Source organism: Actinoplanes sp. NPDC051475 (assembly GCF_040689425.1).
Lineage (GTDB): Bacteria > Actinomycetota > Actinomycetes > Mycobacteriales > Micromonosporaceae > Actinoplanes.
Map to the genome: position 1 here is coordinate 223,350 of NZ_JBFAZZ010000013.1, position 19,530 is coordinate 242,879.

At 73.4% G+C, this 19,530-nt stretch carries 20 protein-coding genes; 14 read left to right on the forward strand and 6 right to left on the reverse strand.

The genetic code is table 11. The features are described 5' to 3' along the window. Nucleotides 1–78: 78 nt before the first annotated feature. Nucleotides 79–699: a TetR/AcrR family transcriptional regulator gene (locus tag AB0368_RS26240; RefSeq protein WP_366156616.1), complete on the reverse strand. Its 621-nt coding sequence runs from the start codon at nucleotides 697–699 to the stop codon at nucleotides 79–81. Nucleotides 700–758: 59 nt separating this feature from the next. On the opposite strand from AB0368_RS26240, the gene AB0368_RS26245 reads away from it, so the two are divergent. The 9 genes from AB0368_RS26245 (at nucleotide 759) to AB0368_RS26285 (ending at nucleotide 10,729) form a co-directional block, all read left to right on the forward strand. Continuing rightward, nucleotides 759–2,369 (forward strand): CocE/NonD family hydrolase, encoded by a 1,611-nt coding sequence (locus AB0368_RS26245; RefSeq protein ID WP_366156617.1) that lies wholly within the window; start codon nucleotides 759–761, stop codon nucleotides 2,367–2,369. Nucleotides 2,370–2,434: 65 nt separating this feature from the next. Next, nucleotides 2,435–2,581, forward strand: coding sequence for a hypothetical protein (locus tag AB0368_RS26250; protein ID WP_366156618.1), 147 nt, complete (start codon nucleotides 2,435–2,437; stop codon nucleotides 2,579–2,581). 168 nt (nucleotides 2,582–2,749) lie between these two features. Beyond that, nucleotides 2,750–5,194: a bifunctional diguanylate cyclase/phosphodiesterase gene (locus AB0368_RS26255; protein ID WP_366156619.1), complete on the forward strand. Its 2,445-nt coding sequence runs from the start codon at nucleotides 2,750–2,752 to the stop codon at nucleotides 5,192–5,194. 183 nt (nucleotides 5,195–5,377) lie between these two features. Next, nucleotides 5,378–6,649 (forward strand): HDOD domain-containing protein, encoded by a 1,272-nt coding sequence (locus AB0368_RS26260; protein ID WP_366156620.1) that lies wholly within the window; start codon nucleotides 5,378–5,380, stop codon nucleotides 6,647–6,649. Between the two features lie 322 nt (nucleotides 6,650–6,971). Beyond that, nucleotides 6,972–7,541: a hypothetical protein gene (locus AB0368_RS26265; RefSeq protein ID WP_366156621.1), complete on the forward strand. Its 570-nt coding sequence runs from the start codon at nucleotides 6,972–6,974 to the stop codon at nucleotides 7,539–7,541. Between the two features lie 57 nt (nucleotides 7,542–7,598). After that, a complete protein-coding gene (locus AB0368_RS26270) occupies nucleotides 7,599–8,228 on the forward strand; it encodes a bifunctional 4-hydroxy-2-oxoglutarate aldolase/2-dehydro-3-deoxy-phosphogluconate aldolase (protein ID WP_366156622.1) in 630 nt (209 codons plus the stop codon). After that, on the forward strand, nucleotides 8,225–9,151 hold the full coding sequence (locus AB0368_RS26275; RefSeq protein ID WP_366156623.1) for a sugar kinase: 927 nt from the start codon (nucleotides 8,225–8,227) through the stop codon (nucleotides 9,149–9,151). Before AB0368_RS26270 ends, AB0368_RS26275 begins: the two co-directional genes overlap by 4 nt. A gap of 70 nt (nucleotides 9,152–9,221) precedes the next feature. Then, on the forward strand, nucleotides 9,222–9,818 hold the full coding sequence (locus AB0368_RS26280; RefSeq protein WP_366156624.1) for a cysteine hydrolase family protein: 597 nt from the start codon (nucleotides 9,222–9,224) through the stop codon (nucleotides 9,816–9,818). Continuing rightward, nucleotides 9,815–10,729 (forward strand): DJ-1/PfpI family protein, encoded by a 915-nt coding sequence (locus tag AB0368_RS26285; protein ID WP_366156625.1) that lies wholly within the window; start codon nucleotides 9,815–9,817, stop codon nucleotides 10,727–10,729. Before AB0368_RS26280 ends, AB0368_RS26285 begins: the two co-directional genes overlap by 4 nt. On the opposite strand, the gene AB0368_RS26290 is transcribed toward AB0368_RS26285, so the two are convergent. Next, a complete protein-coding gene (locus AB0368_RS26290; protein WP_366156626.1) occupies nucleotides 10,722–12,047 on the reverse strand; it encodes an FAD-dependent oxidoreductase in 1,326 nt (441 codons plus the stop codon). The genes AB0368_RS26285 and AB0368_RS26290 overlap by 8 nt on opposite strands. Nucleotides 12,048–12,123: 76 nt before the next feature. On the opposite strand from AB0368_RS26290, the gene AB0368_RS26295 reads away from it, so the two are divergent. From AB0368_RS26295 to AB0368_RS26305, 3 genes are read left to right on the forward strand one after another with little or no spacing between them, the layout of a single operon-like run. Further along, nucleotides 12,124–12,708, forward strand: a complete 585-nt coding sequence (locus AB0368_RS26295) for a nucleotidyltransferase family protein (RefSeq protein ID WP_366156627.1) — start codon at nucleotides 12,124–12,126, stop codon at nucleotides 12,706–12,708. Next, complete coding sequence (locus tag AB0368_RS26300; RefSeq protein ID WP_366156628.1) at nucleotides 12,701–13,801, forward strand: XdhC/CoxI family protein; 1,101 nt, start codon at nucleotides 12,701–12,703, stop codon at nucleotides 13,799–13,801. The genes AB0368_RS26295 and AB0368_RS26300 overlap by 8 nt, the downstream gene beginning before the upstream one ends. A 19-nt stretch (nucleotides 13,802–13,820) precedes the next feature. Next, entirely contained in the window at nucleotides 13,821–14,762 is a 942-nt protein-coding gene (locus tag AB0368_RS26305) for a DUF389 domain-containing protein (protein WP_366156629.1), read from the forward strand. Here the strand turns inward: AB0368_RS26305 and AB0368_RS26310 are convergent. Together AB0368_RS26310 and AB0368_RS26315 are read right to left on the reverse strand one after the other, a co-directional pair. Beyond that, nucleotides 14,698–15,516, reverse strand: a complete 819-nt coding sequence (locus AB0368_RS26310) for an LLM class F420-dependent oxidoreductase (protein ID WP_366156630.1) — start codon at nucleotides 15,514–15,516, stop codon at nucleotides 14,698–14,700. The two genes, AB0368_RS26305 and AB0368_RS26310, sit on opposite strands and share 65 nt — an antisense overlap. Before the next feature lie 11 nt (nucleotides 15,517–15,527). Continuing rightward, entirely contained in the window at nucleotides 15,528–16,214 is a 687-nt protein-coding gene (locus AB0368_RS26315; RefSeq protein ID WP_366156631.1) for an HAD family hydrolase, read from the reverse strand. 24 nt (nucleotides 16,215–16,238) lie between these two features. Between AB0368_RS26315 and AB0368_RS26320 the strand changes: the two genes are divergently transcribed. After that, a complete protein-coding gene (locus tag AB0368_RS26320) occupies nucleotides 16,239–17,114 on the forward strand; it encodes a pyridoxal-phosphate dependent enzyme (protein WP_366156632.1) in 876 nt (291 codons plus the stop codon). Here the strand turns inward: AB0368_RS26320 and AB0368_RS26325 are convergent. Next, a complete protein-coding gene (locus AB0368_RS26325) occupies nucleotides 17,111–18,016 on the reverse strand; it encodes a hypothetical protein (protein WP_366156633.1) in 906 nt (301 codons plus the stop codon). The genes AB0368_RS26320 and AB0368_RS26325 overlap by 4 nt on opposite strands. Before the next feature lie 24 nt (nucleotides 18,017–18,040). Next, complete coding sequence (locus AB0368_RS26330; protein WP_366156634.1) at nucleotides 18,041–18,514, reverse strand: hypothetical protein; 474 nt, start codon at nucleotides 18,512–18,514, stop codon at nucleotides 18,041–18,043. A gap of 95 nt (nucleotides 18,515–18,609) precedes the next feature. On the opposite strand from AB0368_RS26330, the gene AB0368_RS26335 reads away from it, so the two are divergent. Next, entirely contained in the window at nucleotides 18,610–19,515 is a 906-nt protein-coding gene (locus AB0368_RS26335) for a hypothetical protein (protein WP_366156635.1), read from the forward strand. Nucleotides 19,516–19,530 lie beyond the last annotated feature (15 nt).

The following is a 19,530-nucleotide window of genomic DNA, read 5'->3' on the forward strand; positions in this document are numbered from 1 at the left end:
CCGCCAGATCGCCGCGTTCAGCGCGGTCGCGAGCGCGAGCCCGAAGCCGAAGAAGATCGGGGTCCACAGCGCCGGGGCCTACCCGACGAGTCCGGTGATCATGCGTGCGGCGACGTCCTCGAACGACGGCGGGGCCTCGGATCCGCCCTCGGCCAGCACCGCGGCCAGCTCGGGGTAGGCGCCGGTCGCGATCGCGGCTCGCAGCCGGTCGACCTGCGCCGCCACCTGTTCCGGGGCGGTGACGCCGGCGCGGGCCTGGGCGAGCTCGTGCGTCACGTAGCCGACGACGAAGCCGGTGACCAGGGCGAGGATCTCCATCTTCGCCGGGCCGGGCAGCCCGGTGCCGGCCAGTGCCGCCAGGCCTCGTTCGAGGAAGCCCAGCATGTTCGGTCCTTGCAGGCTCCGGCCGGGAACCGCGGTGGGCAGCCACGGGTGGCGCAGCATGAGGTCGCGCTGCCAGGTCGCAAGGTGCAGCAGGGTGGGCGCCGGCGGGCCGTCGTAGTCGCTGACGTGGTCCACCATCAGGTCGACCAGCTCCTCCTTGTCCCGCACGTACGTGTAGAGCGACATCGGGCCGGCGCCCAGCTCGGCGGCGAGGCGCCGCATGGTGAGCGCGTCCAGGCCCTCCGCGTCGGCTATGGCGACGGCCGCGGCGACGACTTCGGTACGGGTCCGCGCGGGCGGGCGGCCACGGGGCACTGCGTCCCTCCGATGTGGGATACCATTTCCAGTACATCGTACGGGAAAGGGGTCGGGTGATGGAGCAACTGCCATTCTTCCTGCGAATGATGCGCCGCCGCGCACGGGCGGCCGCCCGCTATGACGTCGAGTGGCAACCGGGTCTCGAGGTGCCCGCCGCGGACGGCAGCCCGCTGATCACCGACCACTACGCGCCGGTGACCGACGAGCCGTGCCCGGTCCTGCTGGTGCGCAGCGCGTACGGCCGCGGCTTCCCCTGGAACTCGCTGTACGGCGCGGAGTACGCCGCCCAGGGCTTCCGCGTGCTGCTTCAGAGCACCCGCGGCACCGGCGGCTCGGGCGGCGAGTTCCACCTGTGGCGTCACGAGGCGGCCGACGGGCAGGCGACCGTCGAGTGGCTGCGCAAGCAGGAGTGGTTCCCCGGCGCCTTCGCCACGATCGGCCCGAGCTACCTCGGCTACGTGCAGTGGGCGCTCGGGCTGGACCCGCCGCCCGAGTGGCGGGCCGCCGTCCTCCAGGTGCCGGCGCACGACTTCTACGACGGCTTCCATCCGGACCGGCAGTGCACGCTGCGGCTGGAGATGTGCCTGATCAGCGGCGCGGCCTTCTTCCACCAGTCGGCCGGGGCGGTCGCTTACACGCGGGCCCTGCTGCGGCTCGCCCGGCACCTGCGGCACGCCGTACGCGCGGTGCCGCTCCTCGACTCCTACCGCCGGGCACTCGGGGGCCGGCGGCAGGAGTTCGAGGACTGGGTCGGCCACCCGTACCCGGACGATCTGTTCTGGGCCGGTGCCGACGCCGGGCCGGCGGCCGACCGGATGACCGTGCCCGTCAGCCTGGTCACGGGCTGGCACGACCTCGCCCTCGGCCAGACCCTCCAGCAGTACCACCGGCTGCGCCGCGCCGGCCGCGAACCCACCCTGATGATCGGGCCGTGGACCCACACGTCGCTGTTCGAGCGGGGCCGCGCCGAGGTGCTCGCCGATTCGCTGGAGCACCTGCGGGTGCACCTGTCGGGCCGGGGCGAGCGGACCACGAAGGTTCGCGTGCACATCGCCGGCGAGTGGCGCGAGCTGCCGGAATGGCCGCCGCCCAGCACTCCTGCGCGGTTCCACCTCCGTCCGGAGGGCGGTCTCGGTGAGCTCGCCGACGGCGCGACGAGCTTCGCCTACGACCCGCGCGATCCCACGCCGTCGTTCGCCGGCCAGCTGCAGTCCCGCACGGCCGGCGCCCGGGACAACCGCCGCCTGGAGGCGCGTGCGGACGTCCGGACCTTCACGACCGGGCCGTTGCCCGAGGCCCTCGACATCATGGGTACGCCCGCAGCAGACCTGTACGCGACCGGCAGTACGGGCCATTTCGACCTGTTCGTGCGCCTGTGCGACGTGGACCCGCAGGGCCGCTCGGTGAACGTGTGCGACGGCTTCGCCCGGCTCACCCCCGACCACTCCGACGAGGACGTCGTGCACGTCCCGCTCGGCGCGGCGGGACACCGGTTCGCCGCCGGGCACCGCATCCGCCTGCAGATCAGCGGCGGCGCACATCCCCGGTTCGCTCGCAATTACGGCACGGGCGAGCCGCTCGCGACCGCCACCCGCATGGTCGCCACGATGACGACCGTGCACCACGGCCCGGCCCATCCGTCAGCGCTGACGCTGCCGGTGGTTTGAAAGATCTCGATCTCCGGGTATGTGCGGCGCCGCCGTGACAACCCGAGAATGAATCGAGGCTCTCCATGTCGATCCAGGGACTCTTCTACGTGATCGCCGTCATCCTGCTCGTGCTCGCCGCGCTGCCGATCGGCACGCGCGGGGTTTCCCTCGCGCTGCTGGGGGCTGCGTTCGCGCTGCTCGGCTACTCGTGGAACACCATCACCGGCTGAGCGCCCGCCGAGGACGGCCGGGCCCCCAGCCTGTCTGAGGCTCAGCGTGGCGTTGTCGGCGGATACCGACCTGCAACCGGAATGGTCCAGAACCGCACCATGCCGACGGTTTGATGGTCGAACGGCCATGAGCTGCTCGGCTCGGGAGCGCGTCGAAGGCGGTTCTGAATGGAATGGTCTGTGGCGCCGCCACCCCTGGGTGGATCCGGGCAGCGGCTGATGGGTCCCGGCACGTGGGCGGCGTACCTTCTCGTGGGCATCCTCGGCGTGCTGGTGTTCCTGTTCTGCCCGCGCGTCGCCGGCATCGTGGTCTTCGCCCTCGTCATGGGATCGGGCGTGATGGCCGCGATTGTCGGGGTGCGGCGACACCGGCCCGCACGTGCCGCCGGATGGTGGTTGCTGATCGCCGCGCTGGCAGTGTCGGTGCTGGCCAACACCATGTTCGCGATCGGTTTCGAGGTTGGCGGTCAGGCCGTCTTCGGGTCCGTCGTGGACGGGGTCTACTTCCTGATGTACGCGCTGCTGATCGCCGGGCTGACGGTGATCGTGCCGCGGCGCTCCTGGGCGTGGACGGTGGCCGAGTTGATCGACGCCGGAGTGGTCACCGCCGGCGTCGCGGCGATCTGGTGGACCGTGGTGATGCAGCCGTTCCTGCACCAGCCCGGCGCAAGCTCCGCCATGGTGGGCATCTGGTCGGCATATGCGGTGTGCGATCTGCTGGTCCTCACCGGCCTGGCCCGGCTGATCTTCACGACCGGCTCCCGGCGCCCGGCCAGCGGGCTGCTGACCGGTTCGATGTTCGCACTGCTCGCCGGCGACGTCGTGTACTTCGCGCGGGTCGGGCTGGACGGCTACATCTCGGTGAGCAATCTCGACAACGCCCTGTGGCTCACTTGGGCCCTGCTGTTCGGCGCCGCCTCGCTGCACCCTTCGGCCGCAAGCCTCGGCCGGGTCCGCCGGGCCACCCGCGGCGCCCGCCCCGGCCGGCTGCTGGCCTTCGCCGGTCTCGCTTTCCTGTGTCCACTCGCCGTCGTCACCGGCGTACGTTTCGCCCACCGTTACGCCGCGAGCACCGCCTGGTACGACACGCTCGTGCCGACACTGCTGGGCGCCATCATCTCCACCCTGCTCGTGGTGCGGCTCGGGATGCTGGCCCGAGTCGCCCAACGCCGGGCGGCCATGCTGGACCGGCAGGCCGGCGAGCTGACGAGGGCCCTGCGCGACCAGGAGATGCTGCAGCGGCAACTCACCCACCGGGCGCTGCACGACCCGCTCACCGGACTGCCCAACCGTGCGCTGCTGCTCGAGCGGCTGGAGCGGGCGCTGGCCCGCCGCCCGGTCACCGGATCGCCGGCGTTGCTGCTGGTGGGCCTGGACGGCTTCGCCGACCTCAACGACACGCTCGGCCACGAGATCGGCGACCAGGTGCTCGTCGAACTGTCGGCGCGGCTGCTGGGTCTGCTCAGCGAGTCCGACAGCCTGGCCCGGGTCGGCGCTGACGAATTCGCGCTGCTGCTGGAGGACCCGGCGGCCACCGATCCCGCGCTGCGCGCCGCACGGATCGTCGCGGCCAGCCGTATCCCGTACGCGCAGGGCGACCGCGAGGTCGTCGTCACCGCCAGCGTCGGATACCGCGTGATGGATACGCCGCTGACCGCCGCCGAGGCGCTGCGCGACGCCGGGGTGGCCCTGCGTGCGGCGAAGGCCGACGGCCGTAACCGGGTCGCCGCCTTCGACGTCGAGCTGCGCAGCAACCGGCTGGACACGGCCCGGCTCGTGGACGACCTGCGCCGCGCCCTGACCGATGGCGAGTTCCGCGTGCACTACCAGCCGGTGGTCGACTCGCGCACCGCCGAGGTGCGCTCCCTGGAGGCGCTGCTGCGCTGGACCAAGCCCGACGGCACCAGCGTCCCGCCCGACGAGTTCATCCCGGCAGCCGAGGACAGCGGGCTGATCATCCCGATCGGCGCATGGGTATTGCGCCACGCCATTGCTCAGGCCGCCGAGTGGCATCACCGTTTCGGTCTGAGTCTGTCGGTCAACGTCTCAGGCCACCAGCTGCCCGACCCCGGGTTCGCCGAGACGGTACTCGACGCGCTGTCGGCCGGCGGGCTGCCGCCGACCGCCCTGATCCTTGAGATCACCGAGACCGCGCTGGTCGCGGTGACCGGCTCCGCGGCGACCGACGTGCACACCTGCCTGCAATTACTCCGCGACCACGGGATCCGCATCGCCATCGACGACTTCGGCACCGGCTATGCATCGCTCTCGTACCTGCGGCACCTGCCCGTCGACATCCTCAAGATCGACCGCTCGTTCGTCCACTCCGACGGCGGCAGCGCCCCCGGCCCGGAGGACCACGCGTTCATCCGGGCGATCCTGCACCTCAGCGAGAACCTGCGGCTGAGCACCATCGCCGAAGGCGTCGAGACTCCCCAGCAGGCAGCCCTCCTTCAGCACATGAACTGCCACCTGGCACAGGGGTTCCTGTTCCACCGCCCGATGACTCCCGAAGCCATTGACCAACTGCTCGCCGCCATGACCTCCGGCCCGGAGCACAGCTCGCCGAGGCCGACGACCGCCCCCGCTCCGGTCGGCACCCGGACCGCGTAGGTTGCCGGCGATGCAGCCGACCGGGATAAGTGGTCCCGCCGCCAACGAGAAGAATCACCACCTGCGCTGCATCCTGCCGCAGGTCTGGCGGTGCCGCGTCGGGTCCTGCACCAACGTCCCACAGAAGCGTAGAGATTTCGGTAGCCCGGCCCGGAGGGGGGTCTTGGGCATACCGTCGATGGTATGACAAGTTCGGCTGCCGCCAACGGTGACGAGATCCGGTTCGTCCATGTGGGCCGTCAACCGATCTACGATCGCTCCGGTGACGTGATCGCCTACGAGTTGCTGTTCCGCGACGCCTCGGACGCCGAGAACGCATCACAACGATCCGCGCAGGCGACAAGCCGGGTGATCATCGCCGCGTTCACCGAGTTCGGTCTGGCCGAGCTGGCGGGCTCGAAGGCCTGCTTCGTCAACGTCACCCGGGAGTTTCTCGTCGGCGACCTACCGGTTCCGTTCGACGCCAACCAAGCCGTACTCGAGATCATCGAAACGGTTCACGTGGACGACACTGTCGTCGCCGGGGTCCAATCGCTGGTCGACAGAGGTTTCACTCTCGCGTTGGACGACTTCGTGCGGGGCACGGAAAGTGAGCGCTTACTCGATCTGGTCACCTACGTCAAGATCGACATGTTGGACTCCGACGCGACCGAGGCGGCCGAGACGGTCCGGCGCTGCCGCGAGTTCCCCCACCTGCAGTTGATCGCCGAGCGGCTCGAGACGGAGGACCAACTGCAGGGCGCAATGGAGTTGGGATTCGAATTCTTCCAGGGGCACGTACTGGGACGCCCGCACATCCTGTCGAAGGCCTCACTGTCGCCGACACGGATCGGTCGCCTGCAATTGATCGCCGCCCTCAGCGCGACCGAGCAGGATCTCGACGAGGTCGTGACCTTGATCAGCCGTGACCCTGCGATCACCTATCGACTGTTGCAGGCGACGAACGCGGCCGCGTCCGGGCTGAGCGCCCGGGTGTCCTCCGTGCGCGACGCGGCCGTGCTGCTCGGCACGGACACCCTGCGGCAATGGGTGACGCTGATGCTGTTCAGCGATCTCACCGAAGCCACCGAGGAACAACTGATGGCGACCATGATCAGGGCTCGGTTGTGTCAACTCGTCGCAGAAGACGCAGGAATCGCCGGCGGCGCCGCTTTCACGGTCGGTCTGCTGTCCGGAATCGCCGACCTGCTGGCCGAGTCGACCGGCGATCTCATCTCGCAGCTGCCGCTCTCCGCCGCGGTCGCTGAAGCTCTGACGGACGGCATCGGCGACTTGGGGCAGGTTCTTTCCGTGGTGCGTGCGTACGAGCAAGGAGAGCCGGCCGCCGCGCTCAGAATGGTCGGCATCGAGAACATGGTCAGCACCTATCTGTCGGCTGTCGGCTGGTCCAGGCGCACTCTGGACGGTGCTCTGGGCACAGCGGCGGCGGGTGCGTCCGGTGCAAGCGCGCCGTAGCGCGCCACCGCTGCGAGGCCCTCACGCTGCTCGGCGCCGCGTTGCCCGCGGCCGGGCTCTACCCGGCCGACGCGGCCCGGCGGGGACGCGCCCGTAAGGGCCGTCGCGGAGCGCCTCGCGGTGACCGTGGCTCGCCGCCATGCCGGAGGCGGCCCAACGGCCCGGACCGGCGCCGTCGTCGCCGGGTCGAGGCGGCGCCGGACACCGCCCGTACCGTGGAGAGAGCGGAAGCGACCCGCCGAGCGGATGCATCCGGCGGACGCCCGGTCACGATCTGGGGCAGGCCCGGGCCCCGCGGGCGGGGCATCGCTACGGTTGTCGGGTGTCTGAGATCCCGTGGTGGGGCCTGCCCCTCATCGCCGCCGTGTTCGCCCTGGTCGGGGCGGGTGTGACGGTTCTCGTGTCGGCCCGCGACAACTATCTGCGCCGCCGCGCCAAGCGGACCCGGCGGTGGTACGCCGAGCGCCGGGACGCGTACGTGGCGTTGCTGACCCAGTTCGAGCGGGCGACGTACAGGGCTCGTGCCGCGCTGGACGCGGGCCGCCCGCTGCCCGGACCGTTCGCCTATCTGGACGACGTGGGCCCGGCGCTGATGGAGGTGCGCCTGCTGGCCTCGGGGCAGGTACGCAGCGCCGCCCTGGCCGTGCACCTGCTGCTGGAGAAGCTGTACGGGGAGCGCCCGACCCCGCCGCCGGGCGTGGATCCGGCCAAGTCGGTGCGCGAGATGCTCGGGCACGTGCCGCTGGTGATGCAGCAGCTGGAGGCCGCCATCCGGGAGGAACTGGGCATCGAGGCGTCGCCGCCGCCCCCGCCGGCCGAGCAGCCGCCGCGATCGCGCCGGTCGTACATGCGGCGCGGCCCGGCGTCCCAGGAGTCGAGCGTCACTGGCTGAGCCCGGCCGCGGCGCGCGATCATCGGGTCAGGTGGTGGAACTCGTGGGGAGGCGTCCATGTCGGACTTGTCGGTCACGGAAGCGGTGGTGCGCAGCGGCGTCGTGGCGGTCCTGCGGGCGCCGACCGCGGACGCGTTCTCGGCGGTCAGCGACGTGCTGGTCGGGGCCGGCATCACCGCGCTCGAGGTGACCCTGACCTCCCGGGGCGCGCTCGAGGCCATCGCCGGACTGCGCCGCCAGCTGCCCGGGCACGTCGTGGTCGGCGCGGGCACGGTCCTCAGCGCCGACGACGCCAAGGCGAGCATCGACGCCGGCGCCGCCTTCCTCGTCTCGCCGGTCGCCGTGCCCGGTCTCGAGGGGTACGACGTGCCGGTCTACCCGGGCGCGTTCACCCCGAGCGAGATCTTCGCCGCCTCGCGTACGGGTGCGCCGCTGATCAAGCTGTTCCCTGCCTCGGCGGTGGGACCCCGATACCTCAAGGACCTGCACGGGCCGCTGCCCGGCGTACGCATCATGCCGACCGGCGGCATCGAGATAGCCGACGTGACCACCTGGCTTGCGGCCGGTGCCGCGGCGGTCGGGCTGGGCGGTCCGCTGCTCGGGGACGCCGCCTCCGGGGGCAGCCTCGCCCAGCTCGCCGACCGGGCGCGGCGGGCGGCTGACGCGGTCGCGTACGCGCGCTCATGACCGGCCTGCTCACCTTCGGCGAGACCATGGGCCTGGTCTCCGCCGACAGCATCGGCCCGCTCGAGTACGCGCGCGGCTTCGGCTTCGGCATCGGCGGAGCGGAGAGCAACGTCGCGATCGGCGTCGCCCGCCTCGGCCTGCCGGCGACGTGGATCGGCCGGGTCGGCCCCGACGCGACCGGCGACCTGATCGCCCGCCGGCTGCGCGCGGAGGGCGTCGACGCCGTGGTCATCCGCGACCCGTCGTTCACCGGCCTCATGGTGAAGCACCGCCGGACCGGCTCCCTGCTGCACGTCGACTACCACCGGGCGGGCAGCGCCGGCTCCCGGCTCGCGCCCTCCGACATCCCGGTCGACGCCCTGCGCTCGGCGGCGATCGTGCACGTCACCGGCATCACGCCGGCCCTGAGCGACTCCGCCCGGGCGGCCGTCTTCCAGGCCGTGGAGACCGCGCGGGCCGCGGGCGTGGCGGTGTCGGTGGACGTGAACTACCGGGCCAAGCTGTGGTCCCGCTTCGACGCCGGGCCGGTCCTGCGCGACCTGGTCTCCCGGGCCGACCTCGTCTTCGCCGGCCCGGACGAGGCGGCGCTGTTCGTGGACGGGCCGCCCGTCGACGGCCTGGCGGCGCTCGGCCCCGCCGAGGTGGTGGTCAAGGACGGCGCCCGCGGCTGCACCGCCCTCATCGACGGCGAACGGCACTCGGTCGAGGCGCTGGCCGTGAGCGTGGTCGACCCGGTCGGCGCGGGGGACGCCTTCGTCGCGGGCTACCTCGCCGACCGCCTGGCCGGCGCCGCACCCGCCGCCCGGCTCGCGACCGCCATCGCAGCGGGGGCGTTCGCGGTGACAGTTCCCGGTGACTGCGAGGGCCTGCCGTCCCGGGCGGACCTCGCGGCCCTGACGTCGGCCGCCGACGTGTCCCGCTGACCGGATCGTTCCGGTGCAGGACGCGTCCGTGCCTTACCCCGGTGCCCGCCGGTGACGCAGGATTGCCGGTATGACCAACGCGCTCATCGTCATCGACGTCCAGGAGTCCTTCCGCGCCCGCCCGCTGTGGCAGGCCGTCAGCAACCCGGAGATCGCCGAGCGGGTGCAGCGGCTCGTCGACGCCGCCCGTACCGCCGGCGACCTGGTGGTGTGGGTGCTGCACGCCGAACCCGGCAGCGGCGGCGTCTTCGATCCTGCGAGCGGCCACGTCCGCGTCTTCGCCGAGCTCCCTCCGCGCGCCGGCGAGCCGATCATCACGAAGACCTCTCACAACGCCTTCACCACGACCAACCTGCAGCAGCTGCTGACCGCCCGCGGCGTGCGTCACCTGACGGTCTGCGGCATCCGTACGGAGCAATGCGTCGAGACCACCACCCGGGTCGGCTCGGACCTCGGGTACGCCGTCACCTTCGTCACCGACGCCACCGCCACCTTCCCGATCCCGCACTGGGACGCCCCGGCGGACCAGACGCTCGAGGAGCTGCTCGCGGACCCGCGCACCCTGCCCGCCGAGGACGTGGTGTCCCGCACGGAGTACGCCCTCGCCGGCCGCTTCGCTACCATCGCCACCGTGGCCGAACTGACGGGGGAGCTGACCGGATCGTGAGCCGCGTCGTGTTCGTCCTCGTGCCCGGGCTGCACCTGCTGGACCTCGCCGGTCCCGCCCAGGTGTTCTCGACCGCGGCCGACGTCGGGCACGACCACCCGCTGTCCTACGTCGCGGACCAGCCCGACGTCGCCACCCACCAGGGCGTCGGCCTGCGCGCCGAGACCAGCTGGCCGGAGCTCACGCCGGCCGACCTGGTGGTGGTGCCGGGCTGGCGCTCGCCGCACCTGGCCGGAAGCGGCCACCTCGAGCGCCGCACGCTCGACCGCATCGCCGCGCACCACGCCGCCGGCGGCACGGTCGCCAGCATCTGCGCGGGCGCCGACGCCCTCGGCCGCGCCGGCCTGCTCGACGGCCGGCGCTGCACGACCCACCACGACGTGCAGGACGAGCTCGCCCGGCGCTACCCGCGCGCGCAGTTGATTCCCGACGTGCTCTACGTCGAGGACGACCGGGTGGTGACGTCCGCGGGCATCGCCAGCGGCATCGACCTCGCCCTGCACCTGATCGCCGTCGCCCACGGCCCGGCGGTGGCCGCCCGGGTCGCCCGCCAGATGGTCGTGTACGCCCGCCGCAACGGCCACGAGCAGCAGTCCAGCGCCATGCTGCGGCACCGGGCCCACCTCAGCGACGCGGTGCACCGGGTGCAGGACCGCATCGACGCGGGCTTCACCGAGCCGTTGCCGCTGACCGAGCTGGCCGCGGCGGCCGGGGTGAGCGAGCGGACCCTGACCCGGCGGTTCGAGGCGGCCACCGGCCAGACCCCGCTGCGCTACCAGCAGCTGCTGCGGGTGGAGCGGGCGGAACACCTCATCGGGCACGGCGCCACGGTGGAGGCGGCCGCCCGGGCGGTGGGCTTCGGGGACGCCCGCATGCTGCGCCGGTTGCGCTCCCGCGTGCCCGTCATTTGAGTGCGGTGCTCCGGCGTACCAGGGCCGCCAGCTCGTCGCGGGTCGGTGTCGCGGGCACCGGCGGGCGCCAGCCGCCCGCGAAGATCTCCCGCGCCCGCGGTTTCACCTCGGCCAGCGTCGCCGGCAGCGCCTTCATCGCCAGGTACGGCCCGACGATCCGCATCAGCGACGGATCGGCCTGCGCGGCGGCGACGACGTGACCGGAGGTGAGCGGGCGGTCCAGGTCGACATCCTCGCCGGCCCACTGGCGGATCTCGTCGGCGTCCCAGGCCACGTGGTCGTCGAACCAGGGCCGGATGTGGCCGGTGCACCACTCGTCGAAGGCCACGGTCGCCGACTCGACGTCGCCCTTCAGCGTCCGGACGAACTGCCGGGCCTGCATGAGCGACGTCGCGATGCCCCGGCCGGCGGTCGGATTGGTGGTGCAGACCGCGTCGCCGAGATGCACCAGGCCGGGCAGGGGAACCCTGCCACCGGCGTCGAGCTGGCCGCGGAACGAGTTGTGCAGCCCGGCGCCGGCCAGCACCGGCGTCGTCGGCCGGGTCCGGTCCGGCTCCGTCCATTCGGCGATGCCCGGGAGGACGCGTACGGCCGCGTCGAACGCCTCTTGGTGGCGCAGCCCGGCGAGTTCCCGGTCGGAGCTGAGCCGCGCGAGGAACACCGACACGGTCCGGTTGTCCTGGAGGAACATCCCGGCGAGGAAGCCGTGGAACCGGGTGATCAACCCGAGCGGCGAGTTGACCGGCCCGTGTTCCGCGCCGGGCAGCAACGCGTAGTGGCGGGACACATAGGACATCCCGCAGTCCCCGCCCTCGGCCGGGGCGCGCAGGTCGTCGGTGATCCGTCCGGCCCGGCCGGAGGCGTTGACCACCAGGTCGGCCGCCAGCTCCCCGCCGTCGACGCGCAGACCGGCGGCCCGCCCGCGGGCACGCAGCACGTCCTCGGCGCTGCCCTGGACGATCGTCACGCCGGCCTCGGCGATTGCGGCCTCCCGCAGCACCCGCTCGAAGACCATTCGGCGGCAGCGCAGCCCGACCGCCATCGCCGGGCGCCCGTCGGCCGCCGGCACGATGGACCGCTCCGCGCCCGCCGCAAGGAGGGCCGCCTCGACCTCCGGCATCTCCGCCCGGATCGCCTGGAGGACCTGCTCGCGGACGCCGTGCGGATGGTGGAACTGCATGACGCCGCGGCGCGGCCAGCTGCCGTCCGCCGCGGGTCCCGGATCCCGGTCGACCACGGCCACCGGGTGTCCGCGGCGGGCCAGCGCGATGGCGGTGAAGAGCCCGGTCGGCCCGGCACCGACAATTGCTGCCTTCATGCGCCGACAGTAGGCAACCCGGCAAATCCGCGCTGTCGACGAGTCGGGTTGCCGTCACGGGGCTAGGCTCGCCGGCATGGAGATCGCCGGGCTGGTCCTCGCCGCCGGCGCCGGGCAGCGGTACGGGATGCCCAAGGCGCTGGTGCCCTGGCAGGGAAGCCTGCTCGTCGAGCGCGCGGCCGCGGTCGCGACCGAGGCGGGCCTGGCCCGGACGATCGTCGTGGTGGGAGCCGAGGCCGCCCGGGTCCGTGCGGCGGTTCCCGGCCTCGCGTACGTCGACAACCCCGCCTGGGCGACCGGCATGGCGTCGTCGCTGCGGGCCGGCCTCGCCGCGCTGGCCGGCACGCCGGCCGCCGCGGCCGTGGTCCTGCTGGTCGACATGCCGGGCGTCACGGCCGCAGCGGTACGCCGGGTCGCCGCCCTCGCCTCGCCCGCTGCGCTCGCCATGGGCGGGTACGCCGGCCGCCGCTCCCACCCGGTACTGCTCGGCCGCGACCACTGGGACGGGGTGGCCGCCGCCGCGACCGGCGACCGCGGCGCCCGCTCGTACCTGCGCGACCATGCCGCCGAGGTCCGGGTGGTGCCGGTCGGGGACGTCGCGGACGACACCGACCTCGACGTGCCCGGTGACCTTGGTGCCGAGGTGACCGGCCGTGCGTGATGTTCTCGGCGAGCTGCTGCGCGCCTGGCGTGCGGGCCGGCCGGCCGCGCTGGCGACCGTGACCGCGACCTGGTCCAGCGCGCCCCGCGGCCCCGGCGCGTCGATGCTGGTCCTCGCCGACGGCACCACCGTGGGCAGCGTCTCCGGGGGATGCGTCGAGGGCGCGGTGCACGACCTGTGCCGCGAGGTGGCCGAGACCGGCGCCGCCTGCACCGCGCGGTACGGCGTCAGCGACGACGACGCCTTCGAGGTGGGGCTGCCCTGCGGCGGCACGATCGAGCTCTTCGTCGAGCCGGCCGGCTTCCCGGAGCTCCCGATGCTCGTTGAGGCGGTGGACGGCGACCGGCCGGTGGCCCTGCTGGCCTGTGTGGAGGGTCCGCCGGACCGGGTCGGGCGGCACCTCGTGGTCACGCCGGACGGGCGGCACGGCTCGCTGGGCGGCGACCGGATCGACGACGCCGCCACCGACGACGGCCGGGGCCTGCTGGCCGCCGGGCGTACCGGGCTGCTGCACTACGGGCCGGACGGTCAGCGGCGGGGGACCGGGCTGACGGTGTTCGTCCACTCCTTCGCACCGGCCGCGCGGATGCTCGTCTTCGGCGCCACCGACCACGCCGCCGCGGTCGCCCGGATCGGCGCCTTCCTCGGCTACCGGGTCACCGTCTGCGACGCCCGGCCGGTGTTCGCCACCGCCGGACGGTTCCCCGGCGCCGACGAGGTGGTGGTGGACTGGCCGCACCGCCACCTCGCGGCAGAGGCGTCGGCGGGCCGGCTGGACGGGCGTACGGTGGTGTGCGTCCTGACCCACGACCCGAAGTTCGACGTGCCGGTGCTCGAGGTGGCGCTACGACTGCCGGTGGCGTACGTGGGCGCGATGGGCTCGCGGCGTACCCACGACGAGCGGCTCAAGCGGCTGCGCGAGGCCGGACTGGGGGAGGACGAGCTGGCCCGGCTCTCGTCGCCGATCGGGCTCGATCTCGGCGGCCGGACCCCGGAGGAGACCGCGGTCAGCGTGGCCGCCGAGATCGTGGCGCTGCGCTGGAACGGCACCGGCGGGCGGCTGACCGGCACCTCCGGGCCCGTCCACGGCTGACGGATGGTTCGATGACCGGGTGCTGCACCTCCGGATCATCTCGCCGCCGGCCACCACCGAGGCCGTCGAAAAGCTGCTGACCGCGGACGACGCGGTCACCCACGTGGTCGTGCTCGCGGGCACGGCCCGGGACCCGGTCGGCGACCTCGTGCTCTGCGACGTCGTCCGGGAGGGCGCGAGCGACATCATCGAGCGGCTGCGCGAGCTGGGCATCGAACGGGACGGCTCGATCATGCTGGAACGGGTCGACACCACCCTCTCCGCGTCCGCCGCCCGGGCCGAGAAACGCGTCCCCGGCCTCGGCGTCGACGCGGTGGTGTGGGAGGAGATCGAGCACACCACGGCCGCCGAGAGCGAACTCTCCGGCGCCTTCCTGACGTTCATGATCGTCGCGACGGCGATCGCCGGCATCGGCGTCCTGCTGGACCAGCCCATCCTCATCGTCGGCGCGATGGTCGTCGGTCCCGAGTTCGGCCCGCTCGCCGCCCTCTGCGTCGGGGTCGTGCGCCGCCGGTGGACCCTGGTCCGCCACGCGCTCATCGCGCTGACCGTGGGATTCGCCGCCGGCATGGTGGCCACCGTGGCCACCACCCGGCTGCTCGACGCGCTGGGCCTGGTGGAGAAGTCGATGCTGCTGAGCGAGCGGCCGCTGACCAGCTTCATCTGGCAGCCGGATGCGCTCAGCTGGGTCGTCGGCTTCCTCGCCGGCATCGCCGGCATGCTCTCGCTGACCTCGGCCAAGGCCGGCACGCTGGTCGGGGTGCTGATCTCGGTGACCACGGTCCCGGCCGCGGCCAACGCGGCCGTCGCCCTGGCGTACGGGGTGACGAACGAGGCCGCGGGCTCCGCGCTGCAGCTGCTGATCAACGTCGCCGCGATCGTGGCCGCCGGCGTGCTCACCCTGCTCGTGCAGACCTTCGGGCGCCGGCCCGGCCGGCGTTCTGCTCGTCGCGCCACGTGAGCCAGCGGCGCAGCTCGTCCAGGTCGTGGTCCGGCCCGTGGGTGAGCACGGTGAACATCCCGACGCCGTGCTCGCGAAGCTGCGGTCCGACGGTCCACGGGTCGCCGTCCACGAACGACGACCGCTCGATCTCGGCCGGGTCCCGCCCCAGCTCCCGGCAGTAGCCGTCGAGCTGCCGCGCCTTCTCGCCGAGTGCGTCACCCTTCGCGAAGGTGTGCCAGATGTCCGCGTACCGGGCCACCGAGCGCAGCGCCTTGGGCCCGTCGGCGGCGACCAGTACGGGAATCTTGCGCGTGGGCTGCGGGTTCAGCACGGCCAGCCGTCGCTCGATGCGGTCCAACGCGTTCCGCAGGTCCTCGACGCGCTGGGCCGGTGAACCGAAGTCGTAGCCGTACTGCTCGGCCTCCCACCCGCGAAAGCCGGCCCCGAGCCCGAGAATCAACCGCCCGCCGCTGATGTGGTCGACGGTGCGAGCCATGTCGGCGAGCAGGTCGGGATTCCGGTACGCGACACAGCTGACCAGGGCGCCGATCTCGGCACGTCCGGTGGACTCGGCCCACGCGCCGAGCGTCGTCCAGCACTCGAAATGCTTGCCGGTCCGGTCCTTGCCGAGCGGAAAGAAATGATCCCAGGTGAAGATCGCGTCGGCGCCGAGCCGGTCCGCTTCGCTCGCCGCCTCCCGGATCCGGGCATAGTCCGCCCGCTCCGGCGCGATCTGGACCGCCACCCGCACTGTGCCCGATTGCATCGCCATGATCGAGAAGCTTAGATCGACGTGGCGTTCAGGAGCGGGCCGAGGTCGCGCAGGGTGATGAGGCGGGTGGGTTCGCCGGGCGGTCCGGTGCCGAGCCGGTCCAGGTGGGCGGCCCGCAGCCCCGCGGCCCGGGCGGCGGCCACGTCGTACGCGTGGTCGTCGCCGACGCTGAGCACCTCGGCCGGCGCCAGACCCCAGCGGGAGCAGGCCCGCGCGAACGCCGCCGGATCCGGCTTCGCGGCGCCGAGGTCCTCGACCGTGAAGACCGGTCCGACCCGGCCGCCGAGACCGGTCCGCTCCAGCTTCTTGCGCTGCTGCACGGTGGAGCCGTTGGTCAGCACCGCGGTCGCCAGCCCCGCCTCGGCGATCGCCCGCAACGCGTCGGGAACGTCGTCGTAGGCGCGCCAGGCCGCCTCGTAATGGTGCAGGTAGCCGGCGAAGATGTCGTCCAGCTCGGCGTCTGCTGCGGTCGTACCCAGGAAGTCGCGTAACCGGCGACGGCGCTGCTCCGCGAAACTGATCGTGCCCGCCCGCCAGGCCGCGAGGTGCGGTTCCTGGAGGGCCGTCCAGCGGGCGACCGCGGCGTCGGTCGCGGCCCGGCCGATCTTCGGCAGCCAGGCCCGCAGCCCGGCGTCGGCGGCCGACGCGTGGTCCACCAGGGTGCCGTCCAGGTCGAGGAGCACACCCCGCAGTTCCACGCCCGGCATCCTATGCTCGGCACCGTGGATGTCACCCCGATCCCCCTGGGCAGCTGGCCGACCCCGCTGGAACCGGCCCCGCGCCTCGCCGCGGCGCTGGGCCTCGACGAGTTGTGGATCAAACGCGACGATCTCACCGGGCTGGGCGGTGGCGGCAACAAGGTGCGCAAGCTGCAGTACACCTGCGCAGAGGCGCTGCGGGCGGGCGCGACGCGGCTGGTGACCACGGGGGCGGCGCAGTCCAACCATGCCCGGCTGACCGCGGCGGCCGCCGCCCGGCTCGGCCTGCAGTGCACGCTCGTGCTGCGCGGCGAGCCGCCGGCGAATGCGCGCGGCAACCTGATCCTCGACGAGATGGCGGGCGCGTCGGTGGTCTGGGCCGGCGCCGACCCGCTCGACGAGGTCGCGGCCGCGCAGGACGGCTATGTCATCCCGTTCGGCGGCACATCGCCGGTCTCGGCGCTGGGGTACGTCGACTGCGCCCGCGAGTTGCTGACCCAACTGCCGGACTTCGCCACGGTGGTGGTCGCGCTGGGCTCGGGCGGCACGATGGCCGGCCTGGTGGCCCACCTGGGCCCGCACCGCGTGTACGGCGTGGACACCGGCGCCCTCCCCGACCCCCGGGCCACGGTGGCCGCCCTGCTCGACGGCATGGGGGCGAAGGCCGACCCGGCGGAGCTGCAGATCGACGAGTCGCACGTCGGCGCGGGATACGCGGCGCTGACCGACCCGGTGCGCTCGGCCCTGATCCTCGCGGCTCGCACGGAGGGGCTTTTCCTCGACCCGACCTACACCGGCCGCGCCCTCGCCGGTCTGCGGGCGACCCCGCCCGACGGCAAGGTGGTGTTCCTGCACAGCGGGGGCCTTCCGGGGCTGTTCGGCCACCCCGCGATCGGCTAGCGGACGGCGGCCGGCAGGCCCCGCAGGGCGGCCAGGCCGAGGGCGCTGCGCGGCTGGTAGGCGACCCGCCACAGCCCGCCGTGCGCGGCGCCGACCGTCTCGTCCTGCCAGGCCTGCGCCGCGGCCGGACGCGGATTGCGGAGCTGGTGCACGAGCAGCGCGGCCATCAGCTTGGTGCTCGTCGCCGGTTCGAAGATCTCCACCCCGAACAAGTGCGCTCCCGCGTACGCCGCCGCGAGGAGGCGGTTGCTGGTCACGGACCTCGTCCGGGTGGGCGGCGCGACGGAGAAGCTCACCGTCGTGCCGGCGCGCCGGGCCGTCGACGCCCGCCACCGTTGGATGCGTTTGGCGAGGGCGTAGTTCGGGCCCTGCTGCGGGACGAGGCTGTCGGCGATGCCGGGGTCGGCGCCCGGCGGATAGTTGGGTGTCAGCAACCGTTCCGCGGAGACCAGGTGGGCGAGCCGGGCCGCCCGGGAGCGCCGGCGGTAGCGCTCGGTCGCCTGGCCGACGGCGTCGCCCGGCACCGCGAAGACGTCGGTCGGGGTGGCGAGGAAGGCCAGGGCGGTGTCCGGGCGCTTTGCGGTGAGGCGTACGGCCAGCGCGTCCACGGCCGCGGAGAGCCGGGCGTACGCCGCGCCGGGCGCGTACACGTAATTGCCGAGCACCAGGCGCCCCTCGATGCCGAGCAGCCACCGCTCGACCTCGGGCAGCCCGCTGAGCAGGTCGGCGCCGGCCGTGTCGATCGAGGCGCCGGGCGCGATGAGCGTGCCGGCGCCGCGGCGGGCCGTCGCGGCCACCCTGGCCCACACGGCGGGCCGGGGGAGGTCCACGCCCACGACCGTGCCGCCCCACCCGAGCACCGCCGGCAGCGGGCCCATCTCGCTGCCCGCGCCGAGCACCACCAGGCGCAGGTCGGAGAGGTCGAGCTAGCCCGGGTTGGCGGCGACCTCCCGGACCATCTCCGCGCAGGAGGCCTCGATCGTCCCGGCGGCGACCCACCTGTCGAGCTGCCGGTGCAGGCTGTCCCCGCGAAGGGTCTCACCCCGGTACGGCACCGTCAGCTCCCGCTCCGGCTTCTCGTCGCCGGCGACGGTCACCGTCCCGAGGGGTGCCGGGTCCGCGTCGAACACCTCCGCCAGGGGTACGTCGTCACCGTCGTGCTCCACCCGCATCCGCTCGTGCACGGATGCCAGGCCGGCGGCTGCCACGGCGTACCCGTCTCCGGCCTCGACCAGGGCCCGGAAGTGGCGCAGGTAGCCCTTGCGCCAGTCACGTTCCGCCGCGGCGGCGCCGGCGGCCGCCAAGTCCGCTGCGCGCAGCGCGTCGGCCACCACCTGCCGGCCCAGCTCCGAACTGCTGCGCCGACCGTCCGTACCGCGCGGGAACACGACCTCGTTCACGCCCGCCAGTATGGCCACCCGGCTCCTACCCAGGGAGGAGGGGACGGGCCCGCGGGCGGACGATTCCGGCCGTGACGCCGGACAGCATCGGCGGTATGACATCCGTGACGCGCCTGCACCGCCCCCTGATGGTCTTCACCGCCGCGATGGCGGCGCTCGCCCTGGTCGCCGCGGTCGGCCTCATCGCCGATCCCCGGGTGCTGGTCGGCATGCCGATCTGGGCCAAGCCGTTCAAGTTCGCCGTGTCCTTCGCCCTGTACGCCACCACCCTCGCCTGGATGCTCTCCCTGCTGCCCCGGCGCAGCCGTGCCGCGGAGTGGGCTGCCACCGTGGTCGTCGCGGCGAGCGTGCTGGAGATGGTCGTCATCGTGACCCAGGTCGTGCGCGGCAGGACCAGCCACTTCAACGAGGCCACGCCGCTGGACGCGGCACTCTGGCAGGTCATGGGCGCGGCGGTCATGGTGCTCGTCGCCGGTCATTTCGTGGTCGGGATCGTCGTGCTGCGGGCGCGGATCGCCGACCGCGTCGCCGCTCACGCCGTACGGTGGGGCCTCGGGTTGTCCATGCTCGGGATGCTGGTCGCCGTACCCATGACGCTGTCCTCGGCGGTCCCGCCGGGCCGAACCGACATCTCCGGCGGGCACAGCGTCGGCGTGGCCGACGGCGGTCCGGGACTTCCGCTTCTCGGCTGGAGCACGGTCGGCGGCGACCTGCGCATCGGCCACTTCGTCGGACTGCACGCCTTGCAGGCGCTGCCGCTGCTCGCCCTGCTGCTGGGGCGCCGGTTCGACGCGCTCACCCGGGTGCGGCTCCTCGCGGTCGGCGGCGCTGCGTACGGTCTTCTCACCCTGCTCCTCACCTGGCAGGCCCTGCGCGGCCAGCCGCTGCTGCGGCCCGACGCCGTGACCCTCGCCGCCGCCGGGGCGCTGGCCGGGGCGACCCTGCTGGCCGCGCGTACCGTGGTCCGCCGCCGGCAGCCGGAGCTGGAACTCGCCGCATGACGCCTAGGGTGGTTC

Bases quoted from the DNA above. Each gene is read 5' to 3' on its own strand.
- AB0368_RS26245 (WP_366156617.1), top strand. From the start codon at position 759: ATGGAGCAACTGCCATTCTTCCTGCGAATGATGCGCCGCCGCGCACGG.
- AB0368_RS26250 (WP_366156618.1), top strand. From the start codon at position 2,435: ATGTCGATCCAGGGACTCTTCTACGTGATCGCCGTCATCCTGCTCGTG.
- AB0368_RS26255 (WP_366156619.1), top strand. From the start codon at position 2,750: ATGGAATGGTCTGTGGCGCCGCCACCCCTGGGTGGATCCGGGCAGCGG.
- AB0368_RS26260 (WP_366156620.1), top strand. From the start codon at position 5,378: ATGACAAGTTCGGCTGCCGCCAACGGTGACGAGATCCGGTTCGTCCAT.
- AB0368_RS26270 (WP_366156622.1), top strand. From the start codon at position 7,599: ATGTCGGACTTGTCGGTCACGGAAGCGGTGGTGCGCAGCGGCGTCGTG.
- AB0368_RS26275 (WP_366156623.1), top strand. From the start codon at position 8,225: ATGACCGGCCTGCTCACCTTCGGCGAGACCATGGGCCTGGTCTCCGCC.
- AB0368_RS26280 (WP_366156624.1), top strand. From the start codon at position 9,222: ATGACCAACGCGCTCATCGTCATCGACGTCCAGGAGTCCTTCCGCGCC.
- AB0368_RS26290 (WP_366156626.1), bottom strand. From the start codon at position 12,047: ATGAAGGCAGCAATTGTCGGTGCCGGGCCGACCGGGCTCTTCACCGCC.
- AB0368_RS26295 (WP_366156627.1), top strand. From the start codon at position 12,124: ATGGAGATCGCCGGGCTGGTCCTCGCCGCCGGCGCCGGGCAGCGGTAC.
- AB0368_RS26310 (WP_366156630.1), bottom strand. From the start codon at position 15,516: ATGGCGATGCAATCGGGCACAGTGCGGGTGGCGGTCCAGATCGCGCCG.
- AB0368_RS26335 (WP_366156635.1), top strand. From the start codon at position 18,610: ATGACATCCGTGACGCGCCTGCACCGCCCCCTGATGGTCTTCACCGCC.